Origin of the sequence: Rubrivivax gelatinosus (assembly GCF_004340905.1) — a bacterium.
GTDB lineage: Bacteria > Pseudomonadota > Gammaproteobacteria > Burkholderiales > Burkholderiaceae_C > Rubrivivax > Rubrivivax gelatinosus.
Map to the genome: position 1 here is coordinate 18,979 of NZ_SLXD01000018.1, position 23,531 is coordinate 42,509.

Sequence of the window (23,531 nt, forward strand, 5' to 3'; positions counted from 1 at the left end):
CTTTGGGTTTCGGCCCGGTTGTCAGCGGACCTTCACGGTGGTCAGTTCCCGCCCGTCCTCGCTCATCACGTGGGTCGAGCAGGCCAGGCAGGGGTCGAACGAATGCAGCGTACGCAAGATCTCGACCGGCTGTTCCGGGTTGACCATCGGCGTGCCCAGCAGGCTGGCCTCGAAGGCGCCGATCTGGCCCTTGGCGTCGCGCGGGCTGCCGTTCCAGGTGGTCGGCACGACGCACTGGTAGTTCTCGATCTTGCCGTCCTTGATGCGGATCCAGTGGCCCAGCATGCCGCGCGGCGCGGCGACGGTGCCCACGCCCTTGGCTTCCTTGGGCCAGGTGGCCGGGTCCCACTTCTCGACGTTGGCGGTGGCGGTGTCGCCGGCGCGGATGTTGGCCACCAGCTCGTGGTAGTCGGCCAGCAGCATCTCGCCGCAGTACTGGCCTTCGAGGCAGCGCGCCAGCGTGCGGCCGATCGTCGAGGGCAGCAGTTGTTTGAGCGTGTACTGCGTCTCGGGCAGGCCCAGCGCCTTCGGGATGGTGTGGTTGATCGCCTCGGCGGCCGAGTCCACCTGCTCCTTGACACGCTGGCAGTGCGGGTTGCCCTTCGTCGCATGGGCGTAGCCCAGGATGTAGCGCGACAGCGGGCCGACCTCGACGGCGTGGCCGCGCCAGCGCGGCGACTTGATCCACGAGTACTTGGCGCTTTCGTCGATGTGCTCGATCGCGGTGCGCGTGCCCTTGGTCTTCGCACCGAGCTCGAACTTCGGCTCGGTGACGCCGTCCCAGGGGTGCAGGCCCTTGCTGTCGTCGGCGTACTGGTACCAGCTGTGGGCGACGAACTCCTGCACCTGCTCGGGGTCGCGCGGGTCGATCGGCAGGATCTCGTCCCAGTTGCCGTTCAGGATGACGCCGCCGGGCAGCTGCTGGGTCGCGGGGTCGTAGGCCACCTTCTCGTAGGTGCCGTAGTCGGCGACGTTGAGCGCCGCCAGGCCGCCGCCGTGCAGCCAGCCGGCCTGCTTGTAGATCGTGCCGATGGCCAGCACGTCGGGCAGGTAGACGTTGCGGTTGAACTCGATCATCTCGTCGATGCGAGCCTTGACGAAGTTCAGCCGCTCCATGTTGATCGGCGCGCCGGCGGCGCCGTTGCCGTCGATGTTGATCGCGCAGGGCACGCCACCGACGAGGTAGTTCGGGTGCGGGTTCTTGCCGCCGAAGATCGCGTGCACCTTCACCCATTCCTTCTGCAGGTCCAGCGCCTCCAGGTAGTGGGTGACGGCCATCAGGTTGGCCTCGGCCGGCAGCACGTAGGCCTTGCTGCCCCAGTAGCCGTTCATGAAGGGGCCGAGCTGACCGCTGTCGACGAACTTCTTCAGCCGGTTCTGCACGTCGCGGAAGTAACCCGGCGAGGACAGCGGGTGCGAGGGCGAGACCAGCTGCTGCAGCTCGCTGGTCTTCTTCGGGTCGGCCTTCAGCGCCGAGACGACGTCCACCCAGTCCAGCGCGTGCAGGTGGTAGAAGTGCACCGCGTGGTCGTGCACCTGCAGCGTCTTGGCCATCATCTCGCGGATGAGGTGCGCGTTCTTCGGGATCCGGATGCCCAGCGCGTCCTCGACGGCACGCACGCTGGTCAGCGCATGGCAGCCGGTGCAGACGCCGCAGATGCGCTCGACGAAGGCCCAGGCGTCGCGCGGGTCGCGGCCCTTGAGGATGACCTCCAGCCCGCGCCACATCGTGCCGGTGGACACGGCGTTGCGGATGACGTTGTTGGCGTCGACGTTGACCTCGCAGCGCATGTGGCCCTCGATGCGCGTGACGGGGTCGACGACGATGCGGCGGCCGCTGTCGTCGAGCTTGAAGCCTTGGGTTTCGATGGCGCCCATGAACGGTGCTCCGGGAGTTCGGTCGGGTGGGGTTTCAGCTGCGCGACTCGGCACGCGCGGCGGCGTCCGGGTCGTGCGACAGGCGCTTGATCACCGAGGCGGCGGCGTGCGCGGCGATGGCCGCGCCGACGACGCCGGCCGCGGTGCCGCCGACCTTGTCGGCGTTGGCCTCGATGCCGAACTGGTGGATGTCGGTCAGGCGCTCGTAGAACGAGCCCTTGTCCCAGAAGCCGTCCTCGGAGCAGCCGATGCAGCCGTGGCCGGCCTTGATCGGGAAGCTGGTGCCTTCGTTCCACATCACCGTGGAGCAGGCGTTGTAGGTCGTCGGCCCCTTGCAGCCGACCTTGTAGAGACAGAAGCCCTTGCGCGCGTTGTCGTCGTCGAAGCTCTCGACGAACTGGCCGGCGTCGAAGTGCGGCCGGCGGTAGCACTTGTCGTGGATGCGCTGGCTGTAGAACATCTTCGGCCGGCCCTGGCGGTCGAGCTCGGGGATGCGGTCGAAGGTCAGCATGTAGGTGATGACGCCGGTCATCACCTCGGCGATCGGCGGGCAGCCGGGCACCTTGATGATGGGTTTGTCGGTGATCACCTTGTGGATCGGCGTGGCCTGCGTCGGGTTCGGCTTGGCGGCCTGCACGCAGCCCCAGGAGGCGCAGGAGCCCCAGGCGATGACGGCCTTGCAGTCGGCGGCGACACGCTTCAACTTCTCGACGAAGGGCCTGCCCGACTGGATGCAGAACATCCCGTCCTCGTTGAGCGGCGGGTTGCCCTCGACGGCCAGGATGTAGTTGCCTTTGTACTTGGCCATGATCTCGTCGAGGATGGCCTCGGCCTGGTGGCCGGCGGCGGCCATCAGCGTGTCGTCGTAGTCCAGCGAGATCATCGACAGCACGGCGTCCTTGGCCAGCGGGTGCGCGCTGCGGATGAAGCTCTCGCTGCAGCAGGTGCATTCCAGCCCGTGCAGCCAGAGCACCGGGGTGCGCGGCTTGGTCTCCATCGCGTGGGCGATCTGCGGCACGAAGGCCGGTGCCAGGCCGAGCGAGGTCGCGGTCAGCGAGCAGTACTTGAGGAAGCTGCGCCGCGAGATGCCCTGGCGGCGCATGACTTCGTAGAAGGTCTCCATCGGATCGGGCTCCTCGCGTGGGTTCGGACTTCTTTGATCTGCCTCATACCCACGATGCGTGCCCGTTTTTCTTGATCTAGGGAAAGCCCGGTGCGAGCCTTGCAAGTCCTTGATTCAACGAGGAGTTTTTTGACCGCGGCGTGACGCTTCGCACGCTCGGTCCGGGTTGGGTGGCAGCGAGGCTGCCGCTTCGGCAGTCGAGGTGGCTGCCGTGTTGCCGCTAGCGGCCTGTGCGGGGCAGCCGGCTCAGCTGCCGGTCGTGCAGGCGTGCCAGCAGCACCAGCGCGCAGACGGCGCCGATCAGCGCCATGAACATGTCCGACTGCGTGTCCCAGGGGTCGCCCTGGGTGCCGAGGAAGGCGTCGGCGTCCTGGCCGATGGCCAGTGCGACACCCCATTCGATCAGCTCGTAGCTGGCGCTGATGGCCAGCACGACGCAGACGACGAGGAAGGCCAGCATGCGCCGGCCGCGCACAACGCCGCCGCGCAGCAGGATCTCGCGCGCCGCGACGGCCGGCACGAAGCCCTGCATGAAGTGGCCGATCTTGTCGTACGGGTTGCGCGACAGCTGCAGCCAGTCCTGGATCTGGAAACCCAGCGGCACGCGCGCGTAGGTGTAGGCGCCGCCCAGCATCAGCACCGCGCAGTGCACGAAGACCAGCGCGTAGAGCAGCGTCGTCAGTGGATGGCGCCGGTGCGTCGCCGCCAGCAGCGGCAGCACGATCATCACCGGCAAGGTTTCCAGCACCCAGGTCTCGCGTTCGTAAGGCTGCCAGCCCGACCAGGCGAGCAGGGCGATCAGCACGAGGGCGGCGGCGGCGAGGGCAGGGGTGCGTCGGTCGGTCATCGGCTCGCGACTCTAAGCCCGGGCGGGCCGCGGCGGGCTCGATCGACGCCGTGCATCGCCGTGCGCTGCACAAGCCGGCCGACAGCGGCGACAATCACGGGTTGCGCGCCCACTGCCGTCACGCCATGAACCGTCTTCCGCTCGCCTCCCTGTCGAAGCCCATCGCCGCGATGGCCTTCGTCATCGTGCTGTCCAACGTGCTGGTGCAGTTCCCGGCCGGCGACTGGCTGACCTGGGGCGCGTTCAGCTATCCGCTGGTGTTCCTGGTCTGCGACCTGACCAACCGTGCGGTTGGCGTCTCCGAGGCGCGGCGCGTGGCCTGGGTCGGCTTCGCGATCGCGGTCGCGCTGTCGGCGGTGCTGGCGCCGTGGCGCATCGCGGTGGCTTCGGGCAGCGCCTTCATCTTCTCGCAGCTGATGGATATCGCCGTCTTCAACCGCTGGCGCCGCCAGAGCTGGTGGAAGGCGCCGCTGATCGGCTCGATGGTGGCCTCGGTCGTCGACACCTCGCTCTTCTTCTTCCTCGCCTTCGCCGGCACCGACGTGCCCTGGCAGCAGCTCGCCGCCGGCGACCTGCTGATCAAGTGGCTGATGGCCGCTGTGCTGCTCGCGCCCTACCGCGCGATGCTGCCGCGCCTGCAGGCCTGGGTGCCGGTGCGCTGACGCTGCCGGCGCGGCGCCGGCCGACGAGCCGATGAACAAGGCCTTCACCAAGGAAACCGACGCCGCCGACGACGGCGACGACGAGGTCCCCGGCCTGCCGCCGCTGCCGGCCGGCACGCGCAACTACATGACGCCGCAGGGCTATCGGCGCCTGCGCGAGGAGCTGATGACGCTGCTCGACGTCGAGCGACCGAAGATCGTCGAGACGGTCTCCTGGGCGGCCAAGAACGGCGACCGCAGCGAAAACGGCGACTACCTCTACGGCAAGAAGCGGCTGCGCGAGATCGACCGCCGCATCCGCTTCCTGACCAAACGCCTGGACATCGCCGAGGTCGCCGACCCGTCGGCGCACCACGGCAGCGACCAGGTCTTCTTCGGTGCCACCGTCACCTATGCCAACGCGAAGGGCGAGGAACGCACGATCACGATCAAGGGCATCGACGAGGCCGACAACCTGCAGGGCGAGGTCAGCTGGGTGGCGCCGATCGCGCGGGCGCTGCTGAAGGCGCGCGAAGGCGACGAGGTGCAGCTGATGACGCCCGGCGGGCTGGAGACGATCGAGGTGATCGAGGTGCGTTACCCGGCACCCTGACCGGGTTTGTCGCGCCAGACGCGCAGCACCGCCGGCGCCCGGCGCAGCGTGCGCAGCACCTCGGCCAGATGCACGCGGTCGCGCACGCTGATCAGCAGGCGCAGTTCGGTCGTTTCGGCGGCCGGCTCCTGGTCCATGTCGAGGTGGGTGATGTCGGCTTCGGCCGCGGCCACCGCCGAGGCGATCTGCGCGAGCACGCCCTTGCCGTTGTGCACCAGCGCGACGACCGTCGTTGGGAAGCTGCGGGTCAGCTCCTCGGCCCATTCGACACGCATCCAGCGTTCGCTGTCGCGTTCGAACAGCCGGCGGCCGACCTGGCACTCGGTCGTGTGCACGACCAGGCCTTCGCCGCGGCCCAGGTAGCCGGCGATCTGGTCGCCGGGGATCGGGCGGCAGCAGTGCGCCATCTGCACCGAGGCGCCTTCGCTGCCGTCGACGAAGACCACGCCCTGCGTCGGCGAGCTGGCGTCGCTGGCGTAGCGGCCCATCGTCAGCATCACCGCGTCGGGGCGGATGCCGCGTTCGGCCAGCAGCCCGGCCAGGCGCTTGGCGACGATGGTCGCGATCTTCTTGCCCAGGCCGATGTCGGTGAGCAGTTCGTCACGGCTGCGGTTGCCGCTCCAGCGCGTGAGCTGCTGCCAGATGGCCGCGGCGTCGCTGTCCTCCGGATCGGGCGACGGCGCCTGCAGGCCCTCGGCGCGCAGCGCCTGGCCGAGCAGCTTCTCGCCCAGCGACTGCGACTCCTCGGCCTCGAGGTTCTTCAGGTAGTGGCGGATCTTCGAGCGTGCACGCCCGGTGCGCACCATGTGCAGCCAGCCCGGGTTGGGCCGCGCGCCCGGCGCGGTGATGACCTCGACGACGTCGCCGCTGCGCAGCTCGGTGTGCATCGCCACCGGCTCGCCGTTGACCTTGGCGGCGACGACATGGTCGCCGACGTCGGAGTGGATCGCGTAGGCGAAGTCCACCGGCGCCGCGCCGCGCGGCAGCGCGAGGATCTTGCTGCGCGGCGTGAAGACGTAGACCGCGTCCGGATAGAGGTCGATCTTGACGTGCTCGAGGAACTCCGCCGAGTCGCGTGTCTCGTCCTGGATGTCGATCAGGCTCTGCAGCCACAGCGCGCCCAGGCGCTGCGCCTCCTGCGAGTCGCCCTTGCCGCTGGTCTTGTAGATCCAGTGCGCGGCGATGCCGCGTTCGGCCACCGCGTGCATCTCGTCGGTGCGCACCTGGAACTCGACCGCCGTGCCCAGCGGGCTGACGAGCGTGGTGTGCAGCGACTGGTAGCCGTTGGCCTTGGGGATCGCGATGTAGTCCTTGAAGCGGCCCGGCACCGGCTTGTAGAGCTGGTGCAGCACGCCGATCGCGAGGTAGCACTCGGGCAGCGTCGGCACGACGATGCGGAAGCCGAAGATGTCGTTGACCTGCGCGAAGCCGGCGTGCTTCTCGCGCATCTTGCGGTAGATCGAGTAGACGGTCTTCTCGCGCCCGGTGACCTCGACCTTCATCTTCTGCGCCCCGAAGGCCCGCTCGACGTCGCGCTGCACACGCTCGACGATGTCGCGCCGGTAGCCGCGTGCACGCTTGATGGCCTTGGCCAGCGCACCGTGGCGCCAGGGGTGCAGATACTGGAAGGACAGCTCCTGCAGCTCGCGGTAGGTCTGGTTCAGGCCCAGGCGGTGGGCGATCGGGGCGTAGATCTCCAGCGTCTCGCGGGCGATGCGCGAACGTTTGTTCGCCGCCATCGACTCCATCGTGCGCATGTTGTGCAGACGGTCGGCGAGCTTGACGAGGATGACGCGCACGTCGCGCGCCATCGCCAGCAGCATCTTGCGGAAGGACTCGGCCTGGCTCTCCTCGCGGGTGCTGAACTGCAGCTTGTCGAGCTTGGTGAGGCCGTCGACGAGGTCGGCGGTCGGGGCGCCGAAACGCTCGATCAGCTCGGTCTTCGTGACGCCCTGGTCCTCGATGGTGTCGTGCAGCAGCGCGGCCATCACGGCCTGCACGTCCAGGCGCCAGTCGGCGCACAGCCCGGCGACGGCCAGCGGATGCGTGATGTAGGGCAGGCCGCTGGCGCGGAACTGGCCCAGGTGCGCCTCGTCGGCGAACTTGTAGGCCTCGCGGACGAGCTTGATGTCGCCCTTGGACAGGTAGCCCAGCTTCTCGGTCAGGCCGGCGAACGAGGCCGCCTCGGCCGCCGTCTGCCCGGGCGGCTCGGACGCGCGCGAACGCCCCTGCAGCGCGGCAGGCAGCAGTTCGGCAGCCAGAGAGCGGATCCCCATGCTGCGTAATCTAGCGTGGAATGTCGGGCACGGACGGCTCGTGGCCGCAAACGACGACGGGCGCCGCGAGGGCGCCCGTCAGGGATGGCGACAAGCGGTCAGACCGGAACCTTGCGCAGCATCTCCAGGCCGACTTCACCGGCGGCGATCTCGCGCAGCGCGGTCACGCCGGGCTTGTTCTTGGTCTCGATCTTCGGGGCGTGGCCCTGGCTCAGCATGCGCGCGCGGTACGTCGCCGCCAGCACCAGCTGGAAGCGGTTCGGGATCTTGTGCAGGCAGTCTTCGACGGTGATGCGGGCCATGAGCGGAGCTTTCCGTGGAGAGGGGAGGGTTCGAGTCAGAGCAGGTCGAGTGCGGCAAAGACCTGGGAGCGGTTGCGGCACTGCGTCACGTACTTGAGGCGCTGCGAGTGCACGACCGTCTTGAGGTCGAAGAGCGCCGTCTCGAACAACTGGTTGATTATAACGTAGTCGAAGTGGCGGGCCTGGGCCACCTCCTCGCGTGCGTTCTGCATGCGCACCTCGATGACCTCGTGGCCGTCCTCGCCGCGGCGCAGCAGGCGCTGGCGCAGTTCGTCCCAGCTCGGCGGCAGGATGAAGATCAGCACCGCGTAGGCGAAGAGCTTCTTGATCTGCAGCGCGCCCTGGTAGTCGATCTCCAGCACGACGTCCTCGCCGCGCATCAGGCGCTCCTCGATCGCCTTGCGCGAGGTGCCGTAGAGGTTGCCGTGCACCTGCGCCCACTCGAAGAAGTCGCCGCGCTCGATCATCGAGCGGAACTCGGGCTCGCCGACGAACCAGTACTCGCGCCCGTTCTGCTCCTGGCCGCGCGGCTTGCGCGTGGTGTGCGAGACCGACACCGACAGGTGCGAGTCGAGCTCGAGCAGGGCCTTGACGAGGCTGGATTTGCCGGCGCCGCTGGGCGCGGCGACGACGAAGAGATTGCCGGGCGTTTCCATCGCCGGATTCTACCGGCGGCGCCCGGTGCGCCTCAGCGCAGCCGCAGCTCGCGCATCTTGCGGTACAGCGTGTTGCGGCTGATGCCCAGCCGGCGCGCGGCCTCCGACAGGTTGCCGGCGCAGGTCTCGAGCACCTGGCGCACGGTGCGTTCGGACTGCGAGCGCAGGTCCACCGCGTCGGCCACCGGGGCCGGCGCGGCGGGGCGCAGGCGCAGGTCCTCGGCGAGGTCGTCGCTAAGGTGGCTCCAGCCGATCTCGTCCTCGTGTTCGTCGAGCAGCGCGCAGGCGGTGGCCAGCGCGTTGTGCAGCTGGCGCAGGTTGCCCGGCCAGCGGTGGCGCGCGAAGGCCTGCGCGACCTCGGGCGCCAGCCGCACGTCGCGCGCCGGCAGCAGCTCATGCAGCATGCCGGCCACCAGCGCCGCCTGGTCGCCGCGCTGGCGCAGCGCAGGCAGCTGCAGCGCCAGGCCGTTCAGGCGGTAGTACAGGTCCTCGCGGAAGCGCCCGGCGTCGATCGCCTCGCGCAGGTTGCGGTGGGTGGCGCAGATCAGGCGGAAGTCCACCGCCAGCGGCCGCCCGCCGCCCAGCGGCACGACCTCGCGCTCCTGCAGCACGCGCAGCAGCCGCGTCTGCAGCGCCGCCGGCATGTCGCCGATCTCGTCGAGGAACAGCGTGCCGCCGTGGGCTTCGCGGATGCGCCCGGGCGCGCCCTCGCGCGCCGCGCCGGTGAAGGCGCCGGGGCGGTAGCCGAAGAGCTCGGCCTCGATCAGCGTCTCGGGCAGCGCGGCGCAGTTGACGGCGACGAAGGGCGCGTCGCGGCGCGCGCTGCTGCGGTGCACGGCGCGAGCGAACAGCTCCTTGCCGACGCCCGACTCGCCCTGCAGCAGCAGCGCGATCGGCTTGTCGAGCACGCGCCGGGCGCGGCCGATCGCGGCCTGCATCGCGCTGTCGCCGGTGTCCAGGCGGGCGAGCGCGTCGTCGGCGGCCGGCGCCGCGGGCGCCGCCGGCCGCACGCCGAGGCTGCGCCCGCCTTCGACACGCAGCCACAGCACGCTGCCGTCGTCGCGGCGCAGCGCGTGCGCGGTGCTGCCGCGGCTCCAGGCGGCCAGCGTGGCGAGGTCCAGCGGCAGCACGCGTTCCAGCGTCAGCGCGCCGACCGAGCCCGGTGGCAGCCCGAGCATCGCCATCGCGACGCCGTTGGCGCCGACGATCCAGCCGTCTTCCGACAGCGCGAGCAGCCCTTCGGTGACGGTGCCCAGGCCTTCGGGCTGGGCGTGCAGCCGCAGGCGCAGGCCGGCGGCGTGGCGGGTGTCGAACAGACGGTGCTCGATGATGCGCGCCGCCGAACGCACCAGCGCCAGCGTGTGGCGGTGGTAGCTGCGGTGGTCGCCGGAGATGTCGAGAACGCCCAGCAGGCGGCCGGCGGGGTCGGCGATCGGCGCGGCGGTGCAGGTCAGGAAGGCGTTGCGCTCCAGGTAGTGCTCGCTGCCGTGCACGACGACCGGCGCGCCCTCGGCGATCGCGGTGCCGATGGCGTTGGTGCCGCGCCACTGCTCGTGCCAGCTCGCGCCGGGGCGCAGCGCGACACGCTGGGCGCGGTCGACGAAGCCGGCGTCGCCCAGCGCATGCAGCAGCATGCCCTGCGCGTCGGACAGGATCACCATGCTCTCGGTGTCGCGCGTCTGGTCGAAGAGGAACTCCATCACCGGCCGCGCATGGGCGACGAACTCGCCCTGCTGATCCAGCGCGCGTGCGAGCTGCGCCGACGACGCGTGCGGCGCGCCGGCGAAACGCCCGGTGGGTGCGAGGCCGAAGTCTCGGCTGCGGCGCCAGCTGCGTGTCAGCGCGGGCTCGAACGCGTCGTCGGCGAGTTCGCCGGTATCGAAGAAGCGGCGTCGCGCTTCGCGCAACAGGGCCGGCGGCGTGCGCGCGGCGATCAGGGAACTGGGCATCGTCTCGTCTCCAGCGAAGCCTCTGGCGGGCTCTGGTGTCGGTGCCGGCCCAGACTAGCGCAAGCCTTCGCCGCCGCGATGCGGATCGACCCGGAGGCCGGACACGGGTCGTCACGAAACGGGACAGCTGTACCGCCGTGATGCGCAGCGCAGGCCGGTTTTGACGCGAAATCTGCCTTGCTTTGCCGAAATCAGCCGGTTCCGGCGCCAAACGCGCCTGGCATGCCGCCTGCAGATGCGGCCGCCGCGCGATCCGGCGCGACGCATTGCACCGGACGACGTTCCCAAGACCCAAAGGAGACAAACCATGCTGTACGCACTGCCCAATACACCCGGCGCCAAGGTCCAGTTCAAGAGCCAGTACGACAACTTCATCGGCGGCAAGTTCGTGCCGCCGTCCGACGGCCAGTACTTCGACGTCATCACGCCGATCACCGGCAAGCCCTACACACGCGCCGCGCGCTCCGGCGCCGCCGACATCGAGCGTGCGCTCGACGCCGCCCACGCCGCCGCCGACGCCTGGGGCCGCACGCCGGCGGCCGACCGCGCCAACGTGCTGCTGAAGATCGCCGACCGCATCGAGCAGAACCTCGAGCTGCTCGCCTACGCCGAGACGGTGGACAACGGCAAGCCGATGCGCGAGACGCTGGCCGCCGACGTGCCGCTGGCGGTTGACCACTTCCGCTACTTCGCCGGCTGCCTGCGCTCGCAGGAAGGCTCGATCAGCGAGATCGACGAGCACACGATCGCCTATCACTTCCACGAGCCGCTGGGCGTCGTCGGGCAGATCATCCCGTGGAACTTCCCGCTGCTGATGGCGGCCTGGAAGATCGCGCCGGCGCTGGGCGCGGGCAACTGCGTCGTGCTCAAGCCCGCCGAGTCGACGCCGATCAGCATCATGGTCTTCGCCGAGCTGATCGCCGACCTGCTGCCGCCGGGCGTGCTGAACATCGTCAACGGCTACGGGCGCGAAGCCGGCATGCCGCTGGCGTCGAGCAAGCGCATCGCCAAGATCGCCTTCACCGGCAGCACCGCCACCGGCCGCGTCATCGCCCAGGCGGCGGCCGGCAACCTGATCCCGGCGACGCTGGAACTCGGCGGCAAGAGCCCGAACATCTTCTTCGAGGACGTGGCCGCGGCCGACGACGAGTTCTTCAACAAGGCGATCGAAGGCCTGGTGCTGTTCGCGTTCAATCAGGGCGAGGTCTGCACCTGCCCGTCGCGCGCGCTGATCCACGAGAAGATCTACGACAAGTTCATGGCGCGTGCGCTCGAGCGCGTGAAGCAGATCAAGCAGGGCAGCCCGCTGGACACCGAGACGATGATGGGCGCGCAGGCCTCGGCGATGCAGATGGACAAGATCCTCGGCTACCTCGAGATCGGCCGCCAGGAAGGCGCCGAGTGCCTGATCGGCGGCGCGCGTGCCGAACTCGGCGGCGAGCTGTCCGGCGGCTACTACATCCAGCCGACGCTGTTCAAGGGCCACAACGGCATGCGCGTGTTCCGCGAGGAGATCTTCGGCCCGGTGCTGGCGGTGACGACCTTCAAGACCGAGCAGGAGGCGCTGGACATCGCCAACGACACGCCCTACGGCCTGGGCGCTGGCGTCTGGAGCCGCGACGGCACCGCGGCCTACCGCGCCGGGCGCGCGATCAAGGCCGGCCGCGTCTGGACCAACTGCTATCACGCCTACCCGGCGCACGCGACCTTCGGCGGCTACAAGGAATCGGGCATCGGCCGCGAGACGCACAAGATGATGCTCGACCACTACCAGCAGACGAAGAACCTGCTGGTGAGCTACTCGCCGCACGCGCTGGGCTTCTTCTGACCGGCGTGTCCGAGCACCAGGCCGCGCGTTCGCCGCGCGGCCTATTTCGTTGCGGGTCAGCGCAGTTCGAGGCGCATCCGGACCGCCTGCCCGGTCGCCGGCTGCGGCGCGCGCAGCTGCGCCGAGCCGGCGCCGCGTCCCAGCAGGTAGCTGCGCAAGGCGGCGGCCCGCTGCGCGGCCATGGCTTCGTCGCCGCTGCTGTCGCCCGGCGCGGCGAGCGCCAGCGTCATCTGCGGCTGGCGTCGCAGCGACTCGGCGAGCTTGTCCAGCACGGCGGCCAGCGGCGGCTTGACGCTGCGTTTGCCGGTGTCGAACGAGAACTCCAGCGGGACGTTCACCGCCACCGGGCCGCTGCCCTGCTGGGTGATGAGGACCGGCGTGCCGCCGAACCAGCTCTGCAGCCACTGCCGTTCGACGACCAGCGGCGGCGTCGCGGGCAACGATGGTGCCGCGCCGGCGCCGGGGCGCTCGGACGCCGGCGGCGAGCTGCCGCAGCCCGCGAGGGCGAGAAGTGAAGCGAGTGCCGCTGTGGCGGCGAGGCGCCATCCGGCACGAGACCGATGGCGTGGCGCACGTTTCGTCATGCAGAATTGTTTTCGCCTGGGCCGGGCCGGGATGTTTCCAGACGTATTGACCTTGCCCGGGCGACAAAAAATGCCGCGAAGCTTGCTTGTTTGTGCATTTGAATCATTTCTAGCAGTTAAACTCGTGAGCAGTGGCACGGTGCACGATTGCCACGATCGTGCTTTCGCGTAGGTAGGGGGGCTTGCCTCGCGCGTCCGACCCGGACGTGACGGGCGCCGGGCCTGGTCCGTGGTGCGATCTCAGCCGGAATTGAGCATGAGCGAACAACAAGTCACCGCTGGAACCCTGACGCTCGGAGAAGGCGTCACGATCAGCGGCAAGATCAACGCCGCTGGGCGGGTGCAGGTCTTCGGCACCGTCAAGGGCGAGATCGAAGCCGACGACATCGCCATCGGCAAGACCGGTCGCGTCGAAGGCAGCCTCAGCGCGCGCAACGTCGACATCCGCGGCGAGGTCGGCGAGACCATCGTCGCGCGCGAGCAGATCGTCATCCGCGCCACCGCCGTCGTCACCGGCACCGTGACCTACCAGACCATCCAGATCGAAGGCGGCGCCCGCATCGACGGGCACCTGCGGCGTTCGGATGCCGCGGGTGCGGCCGCGCCCGTGCCGGCCCAGGCCCCAGCCGTCGAGCCCGGCGATGCGGATCAAGGCGCTGTCTGAAGCGCCGATCCGCTGGCTGGACGACGTCCGGCGCAGCCTGCCGGACACCGGCGTCGCCTCGGTCATCGTCACCGACGACCGTGGCGTGCGCTACATCGAACTGCGCCGCGACGCGATCGAACGCACGATCACGCGCTTCAAGACGCTGGCCTTGTGGCTGGCGCTTGCCACCGTCGTCGCGCTGCTCAGCTTCATCGCCCTCGTGATGCGCCTGCACAGCAGCGAGAGCGAGCGCGACTCGCTGTCGCAGACCGTTGCCACCCTGCAGCAACTGGGTGCCGAGACGCTGGACGTCGCCGACATCGAGTCGATGACGCCCGAGCGCATGGGCGAGATGGTGCAGCGCCTGAAACGCCGCGACGAAGCCTTCCGCTCCTATGTCGCGGTCACCGCGCGCCTGGCGGCGGTCGAGAACGACCACATCGGCGACTCCCTGCGTGCCCTCGGGGCGGGCCCGACCGAGGTGGCGACGGCGCTGCGCCGCTTCACCGGCGCGGCGCCCGAGACCGGCGTCGGCGCGGCACTGGACAGTGCGGTGCAGGCCGAGCTGGAACGGTTCATCACCGCGCCCCAGCAGGACGTGCTGCTGGCCAACGCCGGGCTGCGCCGCCTGCTGTCGGAGCTGCCCTCGGCGCCGCCGTTGTCGCAGGCCCGCGTGACCTCCGACTTCGGCCTGCGCCTGCACCCGATCTCCCGGCGCCTGGACACGCACCAGGGCGTGGACTACGTCACCTCGGGCGACAAGCGCGTGCGGTCGGCCGCCGCCGGCGAGGTGCTGTTCGCCGGCTGGCGTCCGGGCTACGGCAATCTCGTCATCGTCGGCCATGCGCTGGGTTTCGAGACCTGGTACGCCCACCTCGCCCAGGTGCAGGTGACGGCCGGCGCGACGCTGCCGTCGGGCGCCGTGCTGGGTGTCATGGGCAGTACCGGCTCGTCGACCGGCGAGCACGTGCACTTCGAGGTCCGCCGCGGCACGCGGCCGATCGACCCCCTCAAAGTCTTCCGGGTGAGCCAGCATGCTGTTCAGTAAGCCGAAGTCCGAGCGCGGCGAAACCAGCGCCGCCGATCCCGAGAGCGTGCCGCCGGCCCCGGCGCCAGGCGCGGTGCTGCCGGTGCTCGACGACGCCGTGCGGCGCAAGCCCCGGCCCGACGACGGGCGCCCCTCGGTGCTCGGCCCCGGGGTGCTGGTGCGCGGCTACATCGGCTCGCCCGGCCCGCTGCACTTCCAGGGCGACATCGAAGGCACGGTGGAAGCGCCCCAGGTGACGCTGGGCGCCGAAGGCTCGATCCGCGGGCAGATGGCCTGCGACCGCGCCAGCCTGGACGGCCATTTCGACGGCCGCCTGGACTGCCGCGACCTGAACGTCGGCGCTTCGGGACGTCTGGACGGCCAGGTGCGCTGCGACAACCTCGTGCTCGCGCTCGGCGCGCAGATCAATGCCGAGGTCAAGGTCGGGCCGCGCGACTGATCCGCGCACCGGCGGGGCTACACTCGGCTCCGCTCCGGGGTGCACGTGTGGCGTGCTGAGATGGCGGACCTGACCGCCGGAACCGCGAACTTGATCTGGTTAGCACCAGCGTAAGAAGAGCTGCAGCGCCGAGGCGCGTGGGTCCGTCCTGTCGGGGCGGGCGCGCGCCGTCTGGTCGGCGCCGATGGCGGGGCATTCATCCAACCGACATGGAGATTGCCCGATGAACGCCCCCGGCGACCTGCAGCAGCGGCTGTCCCTGAGCCGCGAACCCTTCCCCCAGTCCCGCAAGGTTTACGTGCCCGGCGCCTCGCCGACGGTGCGTGTGCCGATGCGCGAGATCGCGCTGAGCAACGGCGAGGCCGTCACGCTCTACGACACCTCCGGCCCCTACACCGACCCGGCGGTCGCCCTCGACGTGCGCCGCGGCTTGCCCCCGGTGCGCGGCGCCTGGCTGGACGAGCGTGCCGACACCGAGGCCTACGACGGCCGCCCGCGGGCCGCGCAGGACGACGGCGGCCGCGCCGGCGAGGCCGCCGACGCCCGCCTGGACGAACTGCGCCGCGAGGCCGCCGCCTTGCAGCGCCGGCCGCGCCGTGCCGCCGCCGGCGGCTGCGTGACGCAGATGCACTACGCGCGCCGCGGCATCGTCACGCCCGAGATGGAGTACGTCGCGCTGCGCGAGAACGGCCGCCGCGAATGGATGCGCGAGTACCTCGGCGACGCCGCGCGCGAAGCCCGGTTGCGTGGCAACCCGCTGGGCGCCTGCATCCCGCAGACGATCACGCCCGAGTTCGTGCGCGACGAGGTGGCACGTGGCCGTGCGGTGATCCCGGCCAACGTCAACCACCCCGAGCTCGAGCCGATGGTCATCGGCCGCAACTTCCGCGTGAAGGTCAACGCCAACATCGGCAACTCGCCGGTGACGTCCTCGATCGAGGAGGAGGTCGAGAAGCTGGTCTGGGCGATCCGCTGGGGCGCCGACACGGTGATGGACCTGTCCACCGGCCGCCACATCCACACCACGCGCGACTGGATCGTGCGCAACTCGCCGGTGCCGGTGGGCACGGTGCCGATCTACCAGGCGCTGGAGAAGGTGGGCGGCGTCGCCGAGGACCTGAGCTGGCCGCTGCTGCGCGACACGCTGATCGAGCAGGCGGAGCAGGGCGTCGACTACTTCACCTTGCACGCCGGGCTGCGCCTGCCCTTCGTGCCGCTGACCGCCGGCCGGCGCACCGGCATCGTCTCGCGCGGCGGCTCGATCCTCGCCAAGTGGTGCGTGGCCCATCACCGCGAGAACTTCCTCTACACGCACTTCGAGGAGATCTGCGAAATCATGAAGGCCTACGACGTGGCCTTCTCGCTGGGCGACGGCCTGCGCCCGGGTTCGGCGGCCGATGCCAACGACGAGGCCCAGTTCGCCGAGCTGCGCACGCTGGGCGAGCTGACCCAGGTGGCCTGGCGGCACGAGGTCCAGACGATGATCGAAGGCCCCGGCCACGTGCCGATGCACCTGGTGCAGGCCAACATGGACGAGCAGCTGCGCCACTGCCACGAGGCGCCGTTCTACACGCTGGGGCCGCTGACGGTGGACATCGCGCCGGGCTACGACCACATCGCCAGCGCGATCGGCGCGGCGATGATCGGCTGGATGGGCACGGCGATGCTCTGCTACGTCACGCCCAAGGAGCACCTGGGCCTGCCCGACCGCGACGACGTGCGCCAGGGCATCGTCGCCTACCGCATCGCCGCGCACGCCGCCGACATCGCCAAGGGCCACCCCGGCGCGCGCGCCCACGACGACGCGATGAGCAAGGCGCGTTTCGAGTTCCGCTGGCGCGACCAGTTCGCGCTCGGCCTGGACCCGCAGACCGCCGAAGCCTTCCACGACGAGACCCTGCCCAAGGACTCGTCCAAGGAGGCGCACTTCTGCTCGATGTGCGGGCCGCGCTTTTGCAGCATGAAGATCACGCGCGAACTGCGCGAGTTCGCGCAGGCGCAGGGGTTGGGCGACGACGAGGCCGTGCAGCGTGGCATGGCAGCCAAGAGCGCCGAGTTCAGGGCCGGAGGCGGAGAGTTCTACCGGCCACGGGACGGGCGGCATGAAGGCCCGGTTGCTGATGATCGGGACTGACGAAATGGTCGGACCAATGTAAGCGCTGTCGGCTGACGGCGATCGTCGAAGGGCCACGAGTTACGGGGTGGATACAGGAATACCCTGAGTGAATCGCTCGGGAAAATCCGCAGAATCCGCTCCGCTTCTCGCTCCCTGTCATCAAGTGGTCCGACCAATTTGGTTCCGGCCTGCGTCGAGTCGGTAGCGCTGGAGTGTTGAAGTCAGCCTTCCGGAACCAGCCGGCGTGACGGTCGCGAGACCCGTGCTGCGAGTTCCTGGGCGGCCCGGCGCGCAAGCGGCGGGCCGCCCGCGGCGACTGAAACCGTGCCGGGCCGTCCGCGGCCCGTTCCCGTCCCCTGGGTCCTCCCGACCGCACGTCACACGGCCATGCAACCCATCTGGCAACAGAACTACGACCCCGCCGGCAACGTCTGGCTGTCGGCGCTGATCGCGCTGATTCCCATCGTCTTCTTCTTCATCGCGCTGACCAAGCTGCGCCTCAAGGGCTACCAGGCCGGCACGATCACCGTGCTGCTGGCGCTCGGGGTGGCGCTGCTCTTCTACCGCATGCCGCTGAGCGCGGCGCTGGCCTCGGGGGCCTATGGCTTCTTCTACGGCCTGTGGCCGATCGCCTGGATCATCGTGGCCGCGGTGTTCCTCTACAAGGTCTCGGTGAAGACGGGGCACTTCGACGTCATCCGCTCGTCGATCCTGTCGGTGACGCCCGACCAGCGGTTGCAGCTGATCCTGGTGGGCTTCTGCTTCGGCGCCTTCCTCGAAGGCGCGGCCGGCTTCGGCGCGCCGGTGGCGATCACCGCGGCGCTGCTCGTCGGCCTGGGCTTCAAGCCGCTGTACGCCGCCGGCCTGTGCCTGATCGCCAACACCGCGCCGGTGGCTTTCGGCGCGATGGGCATCCCGATCATCGTCGCCGGGCAGGTGTCGGGCGTCGATGCTTTCGCGATCGGCCAGATGGCCGGCCGCCAGCTGCCGTTCATGACGATGATCGTGCTGTTCTGGCTGATGGCCATCATGGACGGCTGGCGCGGCGTGAAGGAGACCTGGCCGGCGGTGCTGGTGGGCGGCGGCTCGTTCGCGGTGGTGCAGTTCCTCACCGCCAACTACGTCGGCCCGGAACTGCCGGACATCACCTCGGCGATCGTCTCGATGATCGCGCTGACGGCCTTCCTGAAGGTCTGGCAGCCCAGGCGCATCTTCCGCTTCGAGCACGACGAGGCCGCCGGCAAGGCGGCGGTGGCAGCCCAGGCCGCGCCCGCGCTGTCGCTGGGCCAGGTCGTGATGGCCTGGTCGCCGTTCATCATCCTCACGGCCATGGTCACGGTGTGGAGCGTCAAGCCTTTCAAGGCGCTGTTCGCCGCCGGCGGCCCGCTGGCGTCCACCGTCGTCAGCATCCCGGTGCCGCTGCTGGACAAGCTGGTCGAGAAGATGCCGCCGGTGGTGACGGCCGCCACGCCCTACGGCGCCGTCTACAGCTTCAACTGGCTGTCGGCCACCGGCACCGCGATCCTGTTCGCGGCGCTGCTGACGATCCTGTTCTCGCGCCTGGCGCCGGCCAAGGCGGCGGCGACGCTGGGCGAGACGCTGAAGGAGCTGGCGATCCCCATCTACTCGATCGGCATGGTCCTGGCCTTCGCCTTCGTCGCCAACTACTCCGGCCTGTCGGCGACGCTGGCACTGGCGCTGGCGCACACCGGCTCGGCCTTCACCTTCTTCTCGCCTTTCCTGGGATGGATCGGCGTCTTCCTGACCGGCTCGGACACCTCGGCCAACGCCTTGTTCGCGGCGCTGCAGGCGACCACCGCGCAGCAGCTGGGCCTGCCCGAGGTGCTGACGGTGGCGGCCAACACCACTGGCGGCGTCACCGGCAAGATGATCTCGCCGCAATCGATCGCGATCGCCTGCGCGGCGGTCGGCCTGGCGGGGCGCGAGTCGGACCTGTTCCGCTTCACCGTCAAGCACAGCCTGGCCTTCGCCGCGATCATCGGCGCGATGACGACGATCCAGGCCTACCTGCTGCCGTGGATGATTCCGGGTCACTGAACCCCCGGACACCCCGATGAGACTGGTCGATCACGTCGTCGAAAAACTGCTGGCGCTGGTGCAGGCACGAGGCCTGCAGCCCGGCCAGCGCCTGCCGGCCGAACGTGCCCTGGCCGCCGAACTGGGCGTCTCGCGCAGCTCGCTGCGCGAGGCGATCCAGAAGCTCGCCAGCCAGGGCGTGCTGGCGGCCCGCCAGGGCGACGGCACCTACCTGCAGTCCACGGCCCAGGCCGACTGGCTGCAGGAGGCGGTGGCGCCGTTGGTCAGCCTGCTCGACACCGACCCCGGCTACCGTTTCGACGTCATCGAGACGCGCCATGCGCTGGAGACGGCCACTGCCGAGCTGGCCGCGCAGCGCGCGACGCCCGCCGACAAGGACCGCATCCGCCGCGCCTTCGACGTGATGATCGATCACCAGCAGAGCGGCCACGCCGAGCTGGCCGCACGGTCCGACGCCCAGTTCCATCTCGCCATCGCCGAGGCCTCGCACAACCTCGTGCTGAAGCAGGTGATGCACAGCCTGTTCACCGTCGTGCTGTCGACCGTGACGCGCAACCGCGAGGACATGTTCCGCTTCAGCGCGCCCGAGACGCTGCGCCGGCTGAGCGCCGAACACCAGGCGGTGATGCAGGCCATCGTCGACGGCGACGCGCCGCGTGCGCGCGCCAGCATGGTCGACCACCTCGAGCACGTGCGCCAGACGATCCAGCGCGAAGCCGAGGACCACGCCCGCCGCGAGCGGCTGCTGCGCCTGCCGCCGGGCAGCGTGGCGCCGCTGCTGCCCCCGACACCGGATCCAGCTGACTCCAGCCCATGATCATCTCCTCCACCGCGGACTACCGCGAGGCCGCCCGCCGGCGGCTGCCGCCCTTCCTGTTTCACTACATCGACGGCGGCGCCTATGCCGAGCAGACGCTGCGCCGCAACGTCGACGACCTCGCCGGCGTCGCGCTGCGCCAGCGTGTGCTCAAGGACATGAGCCAGCTGGACACCTCCATCGAGCTCTTCGGCGAGAAGCTCTCGATTCCGGTGACGCTGGCTCCGGTCGGCCTCACCGGCATGTACGCACGCCGCGGCGAGGTGCAGGCGGCACGTGCCGCCGAGGCCCAGGGCATCCCGTTCACGATGTCCAGCGTCTCGGTCTGCGCCATCGAGGAGGTGGCGCCGAAGATCAAGCGGCCGATGTGGTTCCAGCTCTACGTGCTGAAGGACCGCGGCTTCATGCGCAACGCGCTCGAACGCGCCCAGGCCGCCGGCTGCTCGGCGCTGGTGTTCACCGTCGACATGCCGGTGCCCGGCGCACGCTACCGCGACATGCACTCGGGCATGAGCGGGCCGAACGCGCCGCTGCGCCGCTACTGGCAGGGCCTGACGCACCCGCGCTGGGCCTGGGATGTGGGCCTGATGGGCAAGCCGCACGACCTGGGCAACATCTCCACCTACCGCGGCCAGCAGGTCGGGCTGCAGGACTACATGGGCTACCTGGGCGCCAACTTCGACCCGTCGATCTCGTGGAAGGACCTGGAGTGGATCCGCGAGTTCTGGCGCGGGCCGATGCTGATCAAGGGCATCCTCGACCCCGAGGACGCGAAGGACGCGGTGCGTTTCGGCGCCGACGGCATCATCGTCTCCAACCACGGCGGGCGGCAGCTCGACGGCGTGCTGTCCTCGGCGCGTGCGCTGCCGGCGATCGCCGACGCGGTGAAGGGCCAGATCAAGATCGTCGCCGACTCGGGCGTGCGCAACGGCCTGGACGTCGTGCGCATGCTGGCGCTGGGCGCCGACGCGACGATGATCGGCCGCGCCTACATCTACGCCCTGGCCGCCGCCGGCGAGGCCGGCGTGCGCCACCTGCTGGCGCTGATGGAAAAGGAGATGCGTGTGGCGATGACGCTGACCAGCGTCGCGCGGGTCGCCGACATCGGCCCCGATCTGCTGGTGCGGGAAGCATGAGCACGCGCGAAGCCTTGCTGGAGCAGCTGCGTGCCGCCGTCGGCGCGCCGCAGGTGCTGACCGACGACCAGGCCACACGCCGCTTCCGCAAAGGCCACCGCACCGGCGAAGGCCCGGTGCTGGCCGTCGTGCGGCCCGGCAGCCTGCTGGAGCTGTGGCGCGTGCTGCAGGCCGCGGTGGCGGCCGGCCGCATCGTCATCATGCAGGCCGCCAACACCGGCCTGACCGGCGGCTCGACGCCCGACGGCAGCGGCTACGACCGCGAGATCGTGCTCGTCAACACGCTGCGCATCACCGGCGTGCAGCTCATCGCCGGCGGCGAGCAGGTCGTCTGCCTGCCCGGCGCGACGCTGGACCAGCTGGAGCGCCAGCTGGCGCCGCTGGGCCGCGAGCCGCATTCGGTGATCGGCTCGTCGTGCATCGGCGCGTCGGTGCTGGGCGGCATCTGCAACAACTCGGGCGGCGCGCTGGTGCGCCGAGGGCCGGCCTACACCGAGCTGGCGCTGTACGCGCGGGTCACCGACGACGGCCGCCTCGAGCTCGTCAACCATCTCGGCATTGCGCTCGGCGACACGCCGGAGGAGATCCTGACGCGGCTGGAACGCGGCGAGTACGGCGAAGCCGACGTCGTGCACGACAGCGGCCGTGCGGCGTCGGACCCGCGTTATGCGGAGCACGTGCGTGCCGTCGACGCCGACACCCCGGCGCGTTTCAACGCCGACCCGTCGCGGCTGTTCGAGGCCTCGGGCTCGGCCGGCAAACTCTGCCTGTTCGCGGTGCGGCTGGACACCTTCCCGAAGGAGGCCAGCACCGTCTTCTACCTGGGCACCAACGAGCCCGACGAGCTGACCGCCGTGCGCCGCCACCTGCTGAGCGCGCTGCCGCGGCTGCCGATCGCCGGCGAGTACATCCACCGCACGGCCTTCGACATCGGCGAGCGTTACGGCAAGGACAGCTTCCTGCTGATCGACCGCTTCGGCACCGCACGTGTGCCCAAGGCCTTCGCGCTGAAGAGCCGCATCGACGGCTTCTTCGAGCGCTTCGGGCTGCGCGGCGTGACCGACCGCGTCGTGCAGGCGATCACCGACCGGCTTCCCAGCCATTTGCCGGCACGTTTGCGCGAGTGGCGTGACCGCTACGAGCACCACCTGCTGATCCGTGTGTCCAACGACCAGGCGGAGGCGACACGGGAGTACCTGGCACGCCAGTTCGAGGCCAGCAGCACGGGCGGATGGTTCGAGTGCGACGCCGAGGAAGGGCGCAAGGCTTTCCTGCACCGCTTCGCGATCGCCGGCGCGGCGATCCGCTACCGCGAGGCGCACCGCGGCCAGGTCGGCGACATCGTCGCGCTGGACGTCGCGTTGCGCCGCAACGACCGTGCCTGGGTGGAGCAGCTGCCCGAGGCGATCGAGCGCGACGTCGTGCACAAGCTCTACTACGGCCACTTCTTCTGCCACGTCTTCCACCAGGACTACATCGTCAAGCCGGGCGTCGACCCGGTGGTGATGGAGCACCGCATGTGGGAGCTGCTGGATGCGCGCCGCGCCGAGTACCCGGCCGAGCACAACGTCGGCCATCTCTACGTCGCCAAGCCGGCCCTGGTGGACCACTACCGCCGGCTGGACCCGACCAACACCTTCAACCCCGGCATCGGCCACACGCCGCGCGGGCGCGGCTGGCAGGAATGCTGCGACCGGCCGGCGCCGGTGTGGCCGAAGGCGTATTCGGAGGCGGTGGAGTAGGGCGCGGGGCGGCGGCTGCGGCCCGGGCATGCCGAATGCCCTTCGGCGCGCGCATGCCTTCTCGCCACCCGTCCCCCCGATCGCCTCGACCGCTGCGTGTCGCGCTGGCCGTGGCCGCGCTGGGGCTGCTGCTCGGAGCCGGCTGCGCCGCGTCGCGCATCCAGGCCTCGGCCGAGCTGGCCCGTGAGAGCGAGCCGTTCCAGGCCTCGCCCGAGGCGCCCGCGCATCGGTTGCTGATCGTCGGCGACAGCACCGCGGTGGGCACCGGGGCGAGTTCGCCGCGGGCCTCGCTGGCGGGGCTGATCGCCGCGGAGCATGCCGACTGGTTGATCGTCAACCGGGCGCGGGATGGTGCGAAGTTCGGCGACGTCGCCGAGCAGCTCGGCGGCAGCGAGCGCTTCGATACCGTGTTGCTGCTGGCCGGCGGCAACGACGTCGTGCGGCTGACCGGCGCCGAGAGCTTGCGCTCGTCGGTCGACGAGGCGCTGGGCCGGGCCCGCGTGCTGGCGCCGCGCGTCATCGTCATGCCCTCGGGCAACGTCGGCAACGCGCCGTTTTTCCTTCCGCCGTGGTCGTGGTGGATGACCCAGCGCTCGCGCGAGCTGCACCGCGTCGTGCGCAGCGCGGCCACGCGGCACGACGCCGCCTACGTCGACCTGTTCAAGGAGCGCCGCGACGATCCGTTCGCCCAGCAGCCGAAGCGGCTGAACGCGCCGGACGGGCTGCACCCCAGCGACGAGGGCTACCGGCTCTGGCGCGAGGAGTTGCGGCGGCAGGCGGCGTTGTAGCGGGGCTGGGTCGCCCGGACCCTGCGCGTCGGGTGCGAGCCGCG

Annotated in this window: 20 protein-coding genes and 1 riboswitch; of the genes, 12 read left to right on the forward strand and 8 right to left on the reverse strand. The window is 70.2% G+C overall.

What is annotated here, in order from left to right:
- Nucleotides 1-21: 21 nt before the first annotated feature.
- From EV684_RS21900 to EV684_RS21910, 3 genes are all read right to left on the reverse strand, one after another.
- A complete protein-coding gene (locus EV684_RS21900) occupies nt 22-1,878 on the reverse strand; it encodes a nickel-dependent hydrogenase large subunit (RefSeq protein ID WP_132649473.1) in 1,857 nt (618 codons plus the stop codon).
- 34 nt (nt 1,879-1,912) lie between these two features.
- On the reverse strand, nt 1,913-3,001 hold the full coding sequence (locus EV684_RS21905) for a hydrogenase small subunit (RefSeq protein WP_132649474.1): 1,089 nt from the start codon (nt 2,999-3,001) through the stop codon (nt 1,913-1,915).
- A 220-nt stretch (nt 3,002-3,221) separates the two neighbouring features.
- Nucleotides 3,222-3,848, reverse strand: a complete 627-nt coding sequence (locus tag EV684_RS21910) for a DUF2238 domain-containing protein (RefSeq protein WP_132649475.1) — start codon at nt 3,846-3,848, stop codon at nt 3,222-3,224.
- Between the two features lie 125 nt (nt 3,849-3,973).
- On the opposite strand from EV684_RS21910, the gene EV684_RS21915 reads away from it, so the two are divergent.
- Both EV684_RS21915 and greB read left to right on the forward strand, forming a co-directional pair.
- Nucleotides 3,974-4,510: a queuosine precursor transporter gene (locus tag EV684_RS21915; RefSeq protein ID WP_132649476.1), complete on the forward strand. Its 537-nt coding sequence runs from the start codon at nt 3,974-3,976 to the stop codon at nt 4,508-4,510.
- Nucleotides 4,511-4,541: 31 nt separating this feature from the next.
- Nucleotides 4,542-5,102 (forward strand): transcription elongation factor GreB, encoded by a 561-nt coding sequence (gene greB / locus EV684_RS21920; RefSeq protein ID WP_132649477.1) that lies wholly within the window; start codon nt 4,542-4,544, stop codon nt 5,100-5,102.
- On the opposite strand, the gene EV684_RS21925 is transcribed toward greB, so the two are convergent.
- From EV684_RS21925 to EV684_RS21940, 4 genes are all read right to left on the reverse strand, one after another.
- On the reverse strand, nt 5,087-7,378 hold the full coding sequence (locus tag EV684_RS21925; RefSeq protein WP_132649478.1) for a RelA/SpoT family protein: 2,292 nt from the start codon (nt 7,376-7,378) through the stop codon (nt 5,087-5,089). The genes greB and EV684_RS21925 overlap by 16 nt on opposite strands.
- A 98-nt stretch (nt 7,379-7,476) precedes the next feature.
- On the reverse strand, nt 7,477-7,680 hold the full coding sequence (rpoZ, locus tag EV684_RS21930) for a DNA-directed RNA polymerase subunit omega (protein ID WP_009858930.1): 204 nt from the start codon (nt 7,678-7,680) through the stop codon (nt 7,477-7,479).
- Nucleotides 7,681-7,715: 35 nt separating this feature from the next.
- On the reverse strand, nt 7,716-8,336 hold the full coding sequence (gene gmk / locus EV684_RS21935) for a guanylate kinase (RefSeq protein ID WP_132649479.1): 621 nt from the start codon (nt 8,334-8,336) through the stop codon (nt 7,716-7,718).
- A 32-nt stretch (nt 8,337-8,368) separates the two neighbouring features.
- Complete coding sequence (locus tag EV684_RS21940; protein WP_132649480.1) at nt 8,369-10,285, reverse strand: sigma-54-dependent Fis family transcriptional regulator; 1,917 nt, start codon at nt 10,283-10,285, stop codon at nt 8,369-8,371.
- A 307-nt stretch (nt 10,286-10,592) separates the two neighbouring features.
- On the opposite strand from EV684_RS21940, the gene exaC reads away from it, so the two are divergent.
- Nucleotides 10,593-12,113 carry an acetaldehyde dehydrogenase ExaC gene (gene exaC, locus EV684_RS21945; protein ID WP_132649481.1) on the forward strand — a complete coding sequence of 507 codons (1,521 nt, stop codon included), beginning with the start codon at nt 10,593-10,595 and terminating at the stop codon, nt 12,111-12,113.
- Between the two features lie 56 nt (nt 12,114-12,169).
- Here the strand turns inward: exaC and EV684_RS21950 are convergent, their stop codons facing one another.
- Nucleotides 12,170-12,553 (reverse strand): OmpA family protein, encoded by a 384-nt coding sequence (locus tag EV684_RS21950; RefSeq protein ID WP_132649482.1) that lies wholly within the window; start codon nt 12,551-12,553, stop codon nt 12,170-12,172.
- A gap of 400 nt (nt 12,554-12,953) precedes the next feature.
- Here EV684_RS21950 and EV684_RS21955 point away from each other — a divergent pair, with 400 nt between their 5' ends.
- The 9 genes from EV684_RS21955 (at nt 12,954) to EV684_RS21995 (ending at nt 23,487) form a co-directional block, all read left to right on the forward strand.
- Nucleotides 12,954-13,361, forward strand: coding sequence for a bactofilin family protein (locus EV684_RS21955; RefSeq protein WP_132649483.1), 408 nt, complete (start codon nt 12,954-12,956; stop codon nt 13,359-13,361).
- Nucleotides 13,339-14,391 (forward strand): M23 family metallopeptidase, encoded by a 1,053-nt coding sequence (locus tag EV684_RS21960; protein ID WP_165908564.1) that lies wholly within the window; start codon nt 13,339-13,341, stop codon nt 14,389-14,391. Before EV684_RS21955 ends, EV684_RS21960 begins: the two co-directional genes overlap by 23 nt.
- Entirely contained in the window at nt 14,378-14,830 is a 453-nt protein-coding gene (locus EV684_RS21965) for a bactofilin family protein (RefSeq protein WP_132649485.1), read from the forward strand. Before EV684_RS21960 ends, EV684_RS21965 begins: the two co-directional genes overlap by 14 nt.
- A 25-nt stretch (nt 14,831-14,855) precedes the next feature.
- Nucleotides 14,856-14,964: riboswitch (TPP riboswitch) on the forward strand.
- Nucleotides 14,965-15,053: 89 nt separating this feature from the next.
- Entirely contained in the window at nt 15,054-16,964 is a 1,911-nt protein-coding gene (thiC, locus tag EV684_RS21970; protein ID WP_132649486.1) for a phosphomethylpyrimidine synthase ThiC, read from the forward strand.
- Between the two features lie 369 nt (nt 16,965-17,333).
- On the forward strand, nt 17,334-19,004 hold the full coding sequence (gene lldP / locus EV684_RS21975) for an L-lactate permease (protein ID WP_132649487.1): 1,671 nt from the start codon (nt 17,334-17,336) through the stop codon (nt 19,002-19,004).
- Nucleotides 19,005-19,020: 16 nt separating this feature from the next.
- Nucleotides 19,021-19,821: a transcriptional regulator LldR gene (gene lldR / locus EV684_RS21980; protein WP_132649488.1), complete on the forward strand. Its 801-nt coding sequence runs from the start codon at nt 19,021-19,023 to the stop codon at nt 19,819-19,821.
- Complete coding sequence (lldD, locus tag EV684_RS21985; protein ID WP_132649489.1) at nt 19,818-20,957, forward strand: FMN-dependent L-lactate dehydrogenase LldD; 1,140 nt, start codon at nt 19,818-19,820, stop codon at nt 20,955-20,957. The genes lldR and lldD overlap by 4 nt, the downstream gene beginning before the upstream one ends.
- The gene (gene dld / locus EV684_RS21990; RefSeq protein WP_132649490.1) at nt 20,954-22,699 is read left to right on the forward strand and encodes a D-lactate dehydrogenase; all 1,746 of its coding nucleotides are present in this window, start codon (nt 20,954-20,956) and stop codon (nt 22,697-22,699) included. Before lldD ends, dld begins: the two co-directional genes overlap by 4 nt.
- 53 nt (nt 22,700-22,752) lie before the next feature.
- Nucleotides 22,753-23,487, forward strand: coding sequence for an SGNH/GDSL hydrolase family protein (locus EV684_RS21995; RefSeq protein ID WP_165908565.1), 735 nt, complete (start codon nt 22,753-22,755; stop codon nt 23,485-23,487).
- Nucleotides 23,488-23,531 lie beyond the last annotated feature (44 nt).

What these genes read in the sequence shown, in the direction of transcription:
- EV684_RS21965 (WP_132649485.1), top strand. Translation starts at nt 14,378, where the DNA reads ATGCTGTTCAGTAAGCCGAAGTCCGAGCGCGGCGAAACCAGCGCCGCC.
- dld (WP_132649490.1), top strand. Translation starts at nt 20,954, where the DNA reads ATGAGCACGCGCGAAGCCTTGCTGGAGCAGCTGCGTGCCGCCGTCGGC.
- greB (WP_132649477.1), top strand. Translation starts at nt 4,542, where the DNA reads ATGAACAAGGCCTTCACCAAGGAAACCGACGCCGCCGACGACGGCGAC.
- gmk (WP_132649479.1), bottom strand. Translation starts at nt 8,336, where the DNA reads ATGGAAACGCCCGGCAATCTCTTCGTCGTCGCCGCGCCCAGCGGCGCC.
- EV684_RS21905 (WP_132649474.1), bottom strand. Translation starts at nt 3,001, where the DNA reads ATGGAGACCTTCTACGAAGTCATGCGCCGCCAGGGCATCTCGCGGCGC.
- lldR (WP_132649488.1), top strand. Translation starts at nt 19,021, where the DNA reads ATGAGACTGGTCGATCACGTCGTCGAAAAACTGCTGGCGCTGGTGCAG.
- EV684_RS21925 (WP_132649478.1), bottom strand. Translation starts at nt 7,378, where the DNA reads ATGGGGATCCGCTCTCTGGCTGCCGAACTGCTGCCTGCCGCGCTGCAG.
- lldP (WP_132649487.1), top strand. Translation starts at nt 17,334, where the DNA reads ATGCAACCCATCTGGCAACAGAACTACGACCCCGCCGGCAACGTCTGG.
- thiC (WP_132649486.1), top strand. Translation starts at nt 15,054, where the DNA reads ATGAACGCCCCCGGCGACCTGCAGCAGCGGCTGTCCCTGAGCCGCGAA.
- EV684_RS21995 (WP_165908565.1), top strand. Translation starts at nt 22,753, where the DNA reads ATGCCTTCTCGCCACCCGTCCCCCCGATCGCCTCGACCGCTGCGTGTC.
- EV684_RS21955 (WP_132649483.1), top strand. Translation starts at nt 12,954, where the DNA reads ATGAGCGAACAACAAGTCACCGCTGGAACCCTGACGCTCGGAGAAGGC.
- rpoZ (WP_009858930.1), bottom strand. Translation starts at nt 7,680, where the DNA reads ATGGCCCGCATCACCGTCGAAGACTGCCTGCACAAGATCCCGAACCGC.
- EV684_RS21915 (WP_132649476.1), top strand. Translation starts at nt 3,974, where the DNA reads ATGAACCGTCTTCCGCTCGCCTCCCTGTCGAAGCCCATCGCCGCGATG.
- EV684_RS21960 (WP_165908564.1), top strand. Translation starts at nt 13,339, where the DNA reads ATGCGGATCAAGGCGCTGTCTGAAGCGCCGATCCGCTGGCTGGACGAC.
- EV684_RS21910 (WP_132649475.1), bottom strand. Translation starts at nt 3,848, where the DNA reads ATGACCGACCGACGCACCCCTGCCCTCGCCGCCGCCGCCCTCGTGCTG.
- lldD (WP_132649489.1), top strand. Translation starts at nt 19,818, where the DNA reads ATGATCATCTCCTCCACCGCGGACTACCGCGAGGCCGCCCGCCGGCGG.
- EV684_RS21940 (WP_132649480.1), bottom strand. Translation starts at nt 10,285, where the DNA reads ATGCCCAGTTCCCTGATCGCCGCGCGCACGCCGCCGGCCCTGTTGCGC.
- EV684_RS21900 (WP_132649473.1), bottom strand. Translation starts at nt 1,878, where the DNA reads ATGGGCGCCATCGAAACCCAAGGCTTCAAGCTCGACGACAGCGGCCGC.
- exaC (WP_132649481.1), top strand. Translation starts at nt 10,593, where the DNA reads ATGCTGTACGCACTGCCCAATACACCCGGCGCCAAGGTCCAGTTCAAG.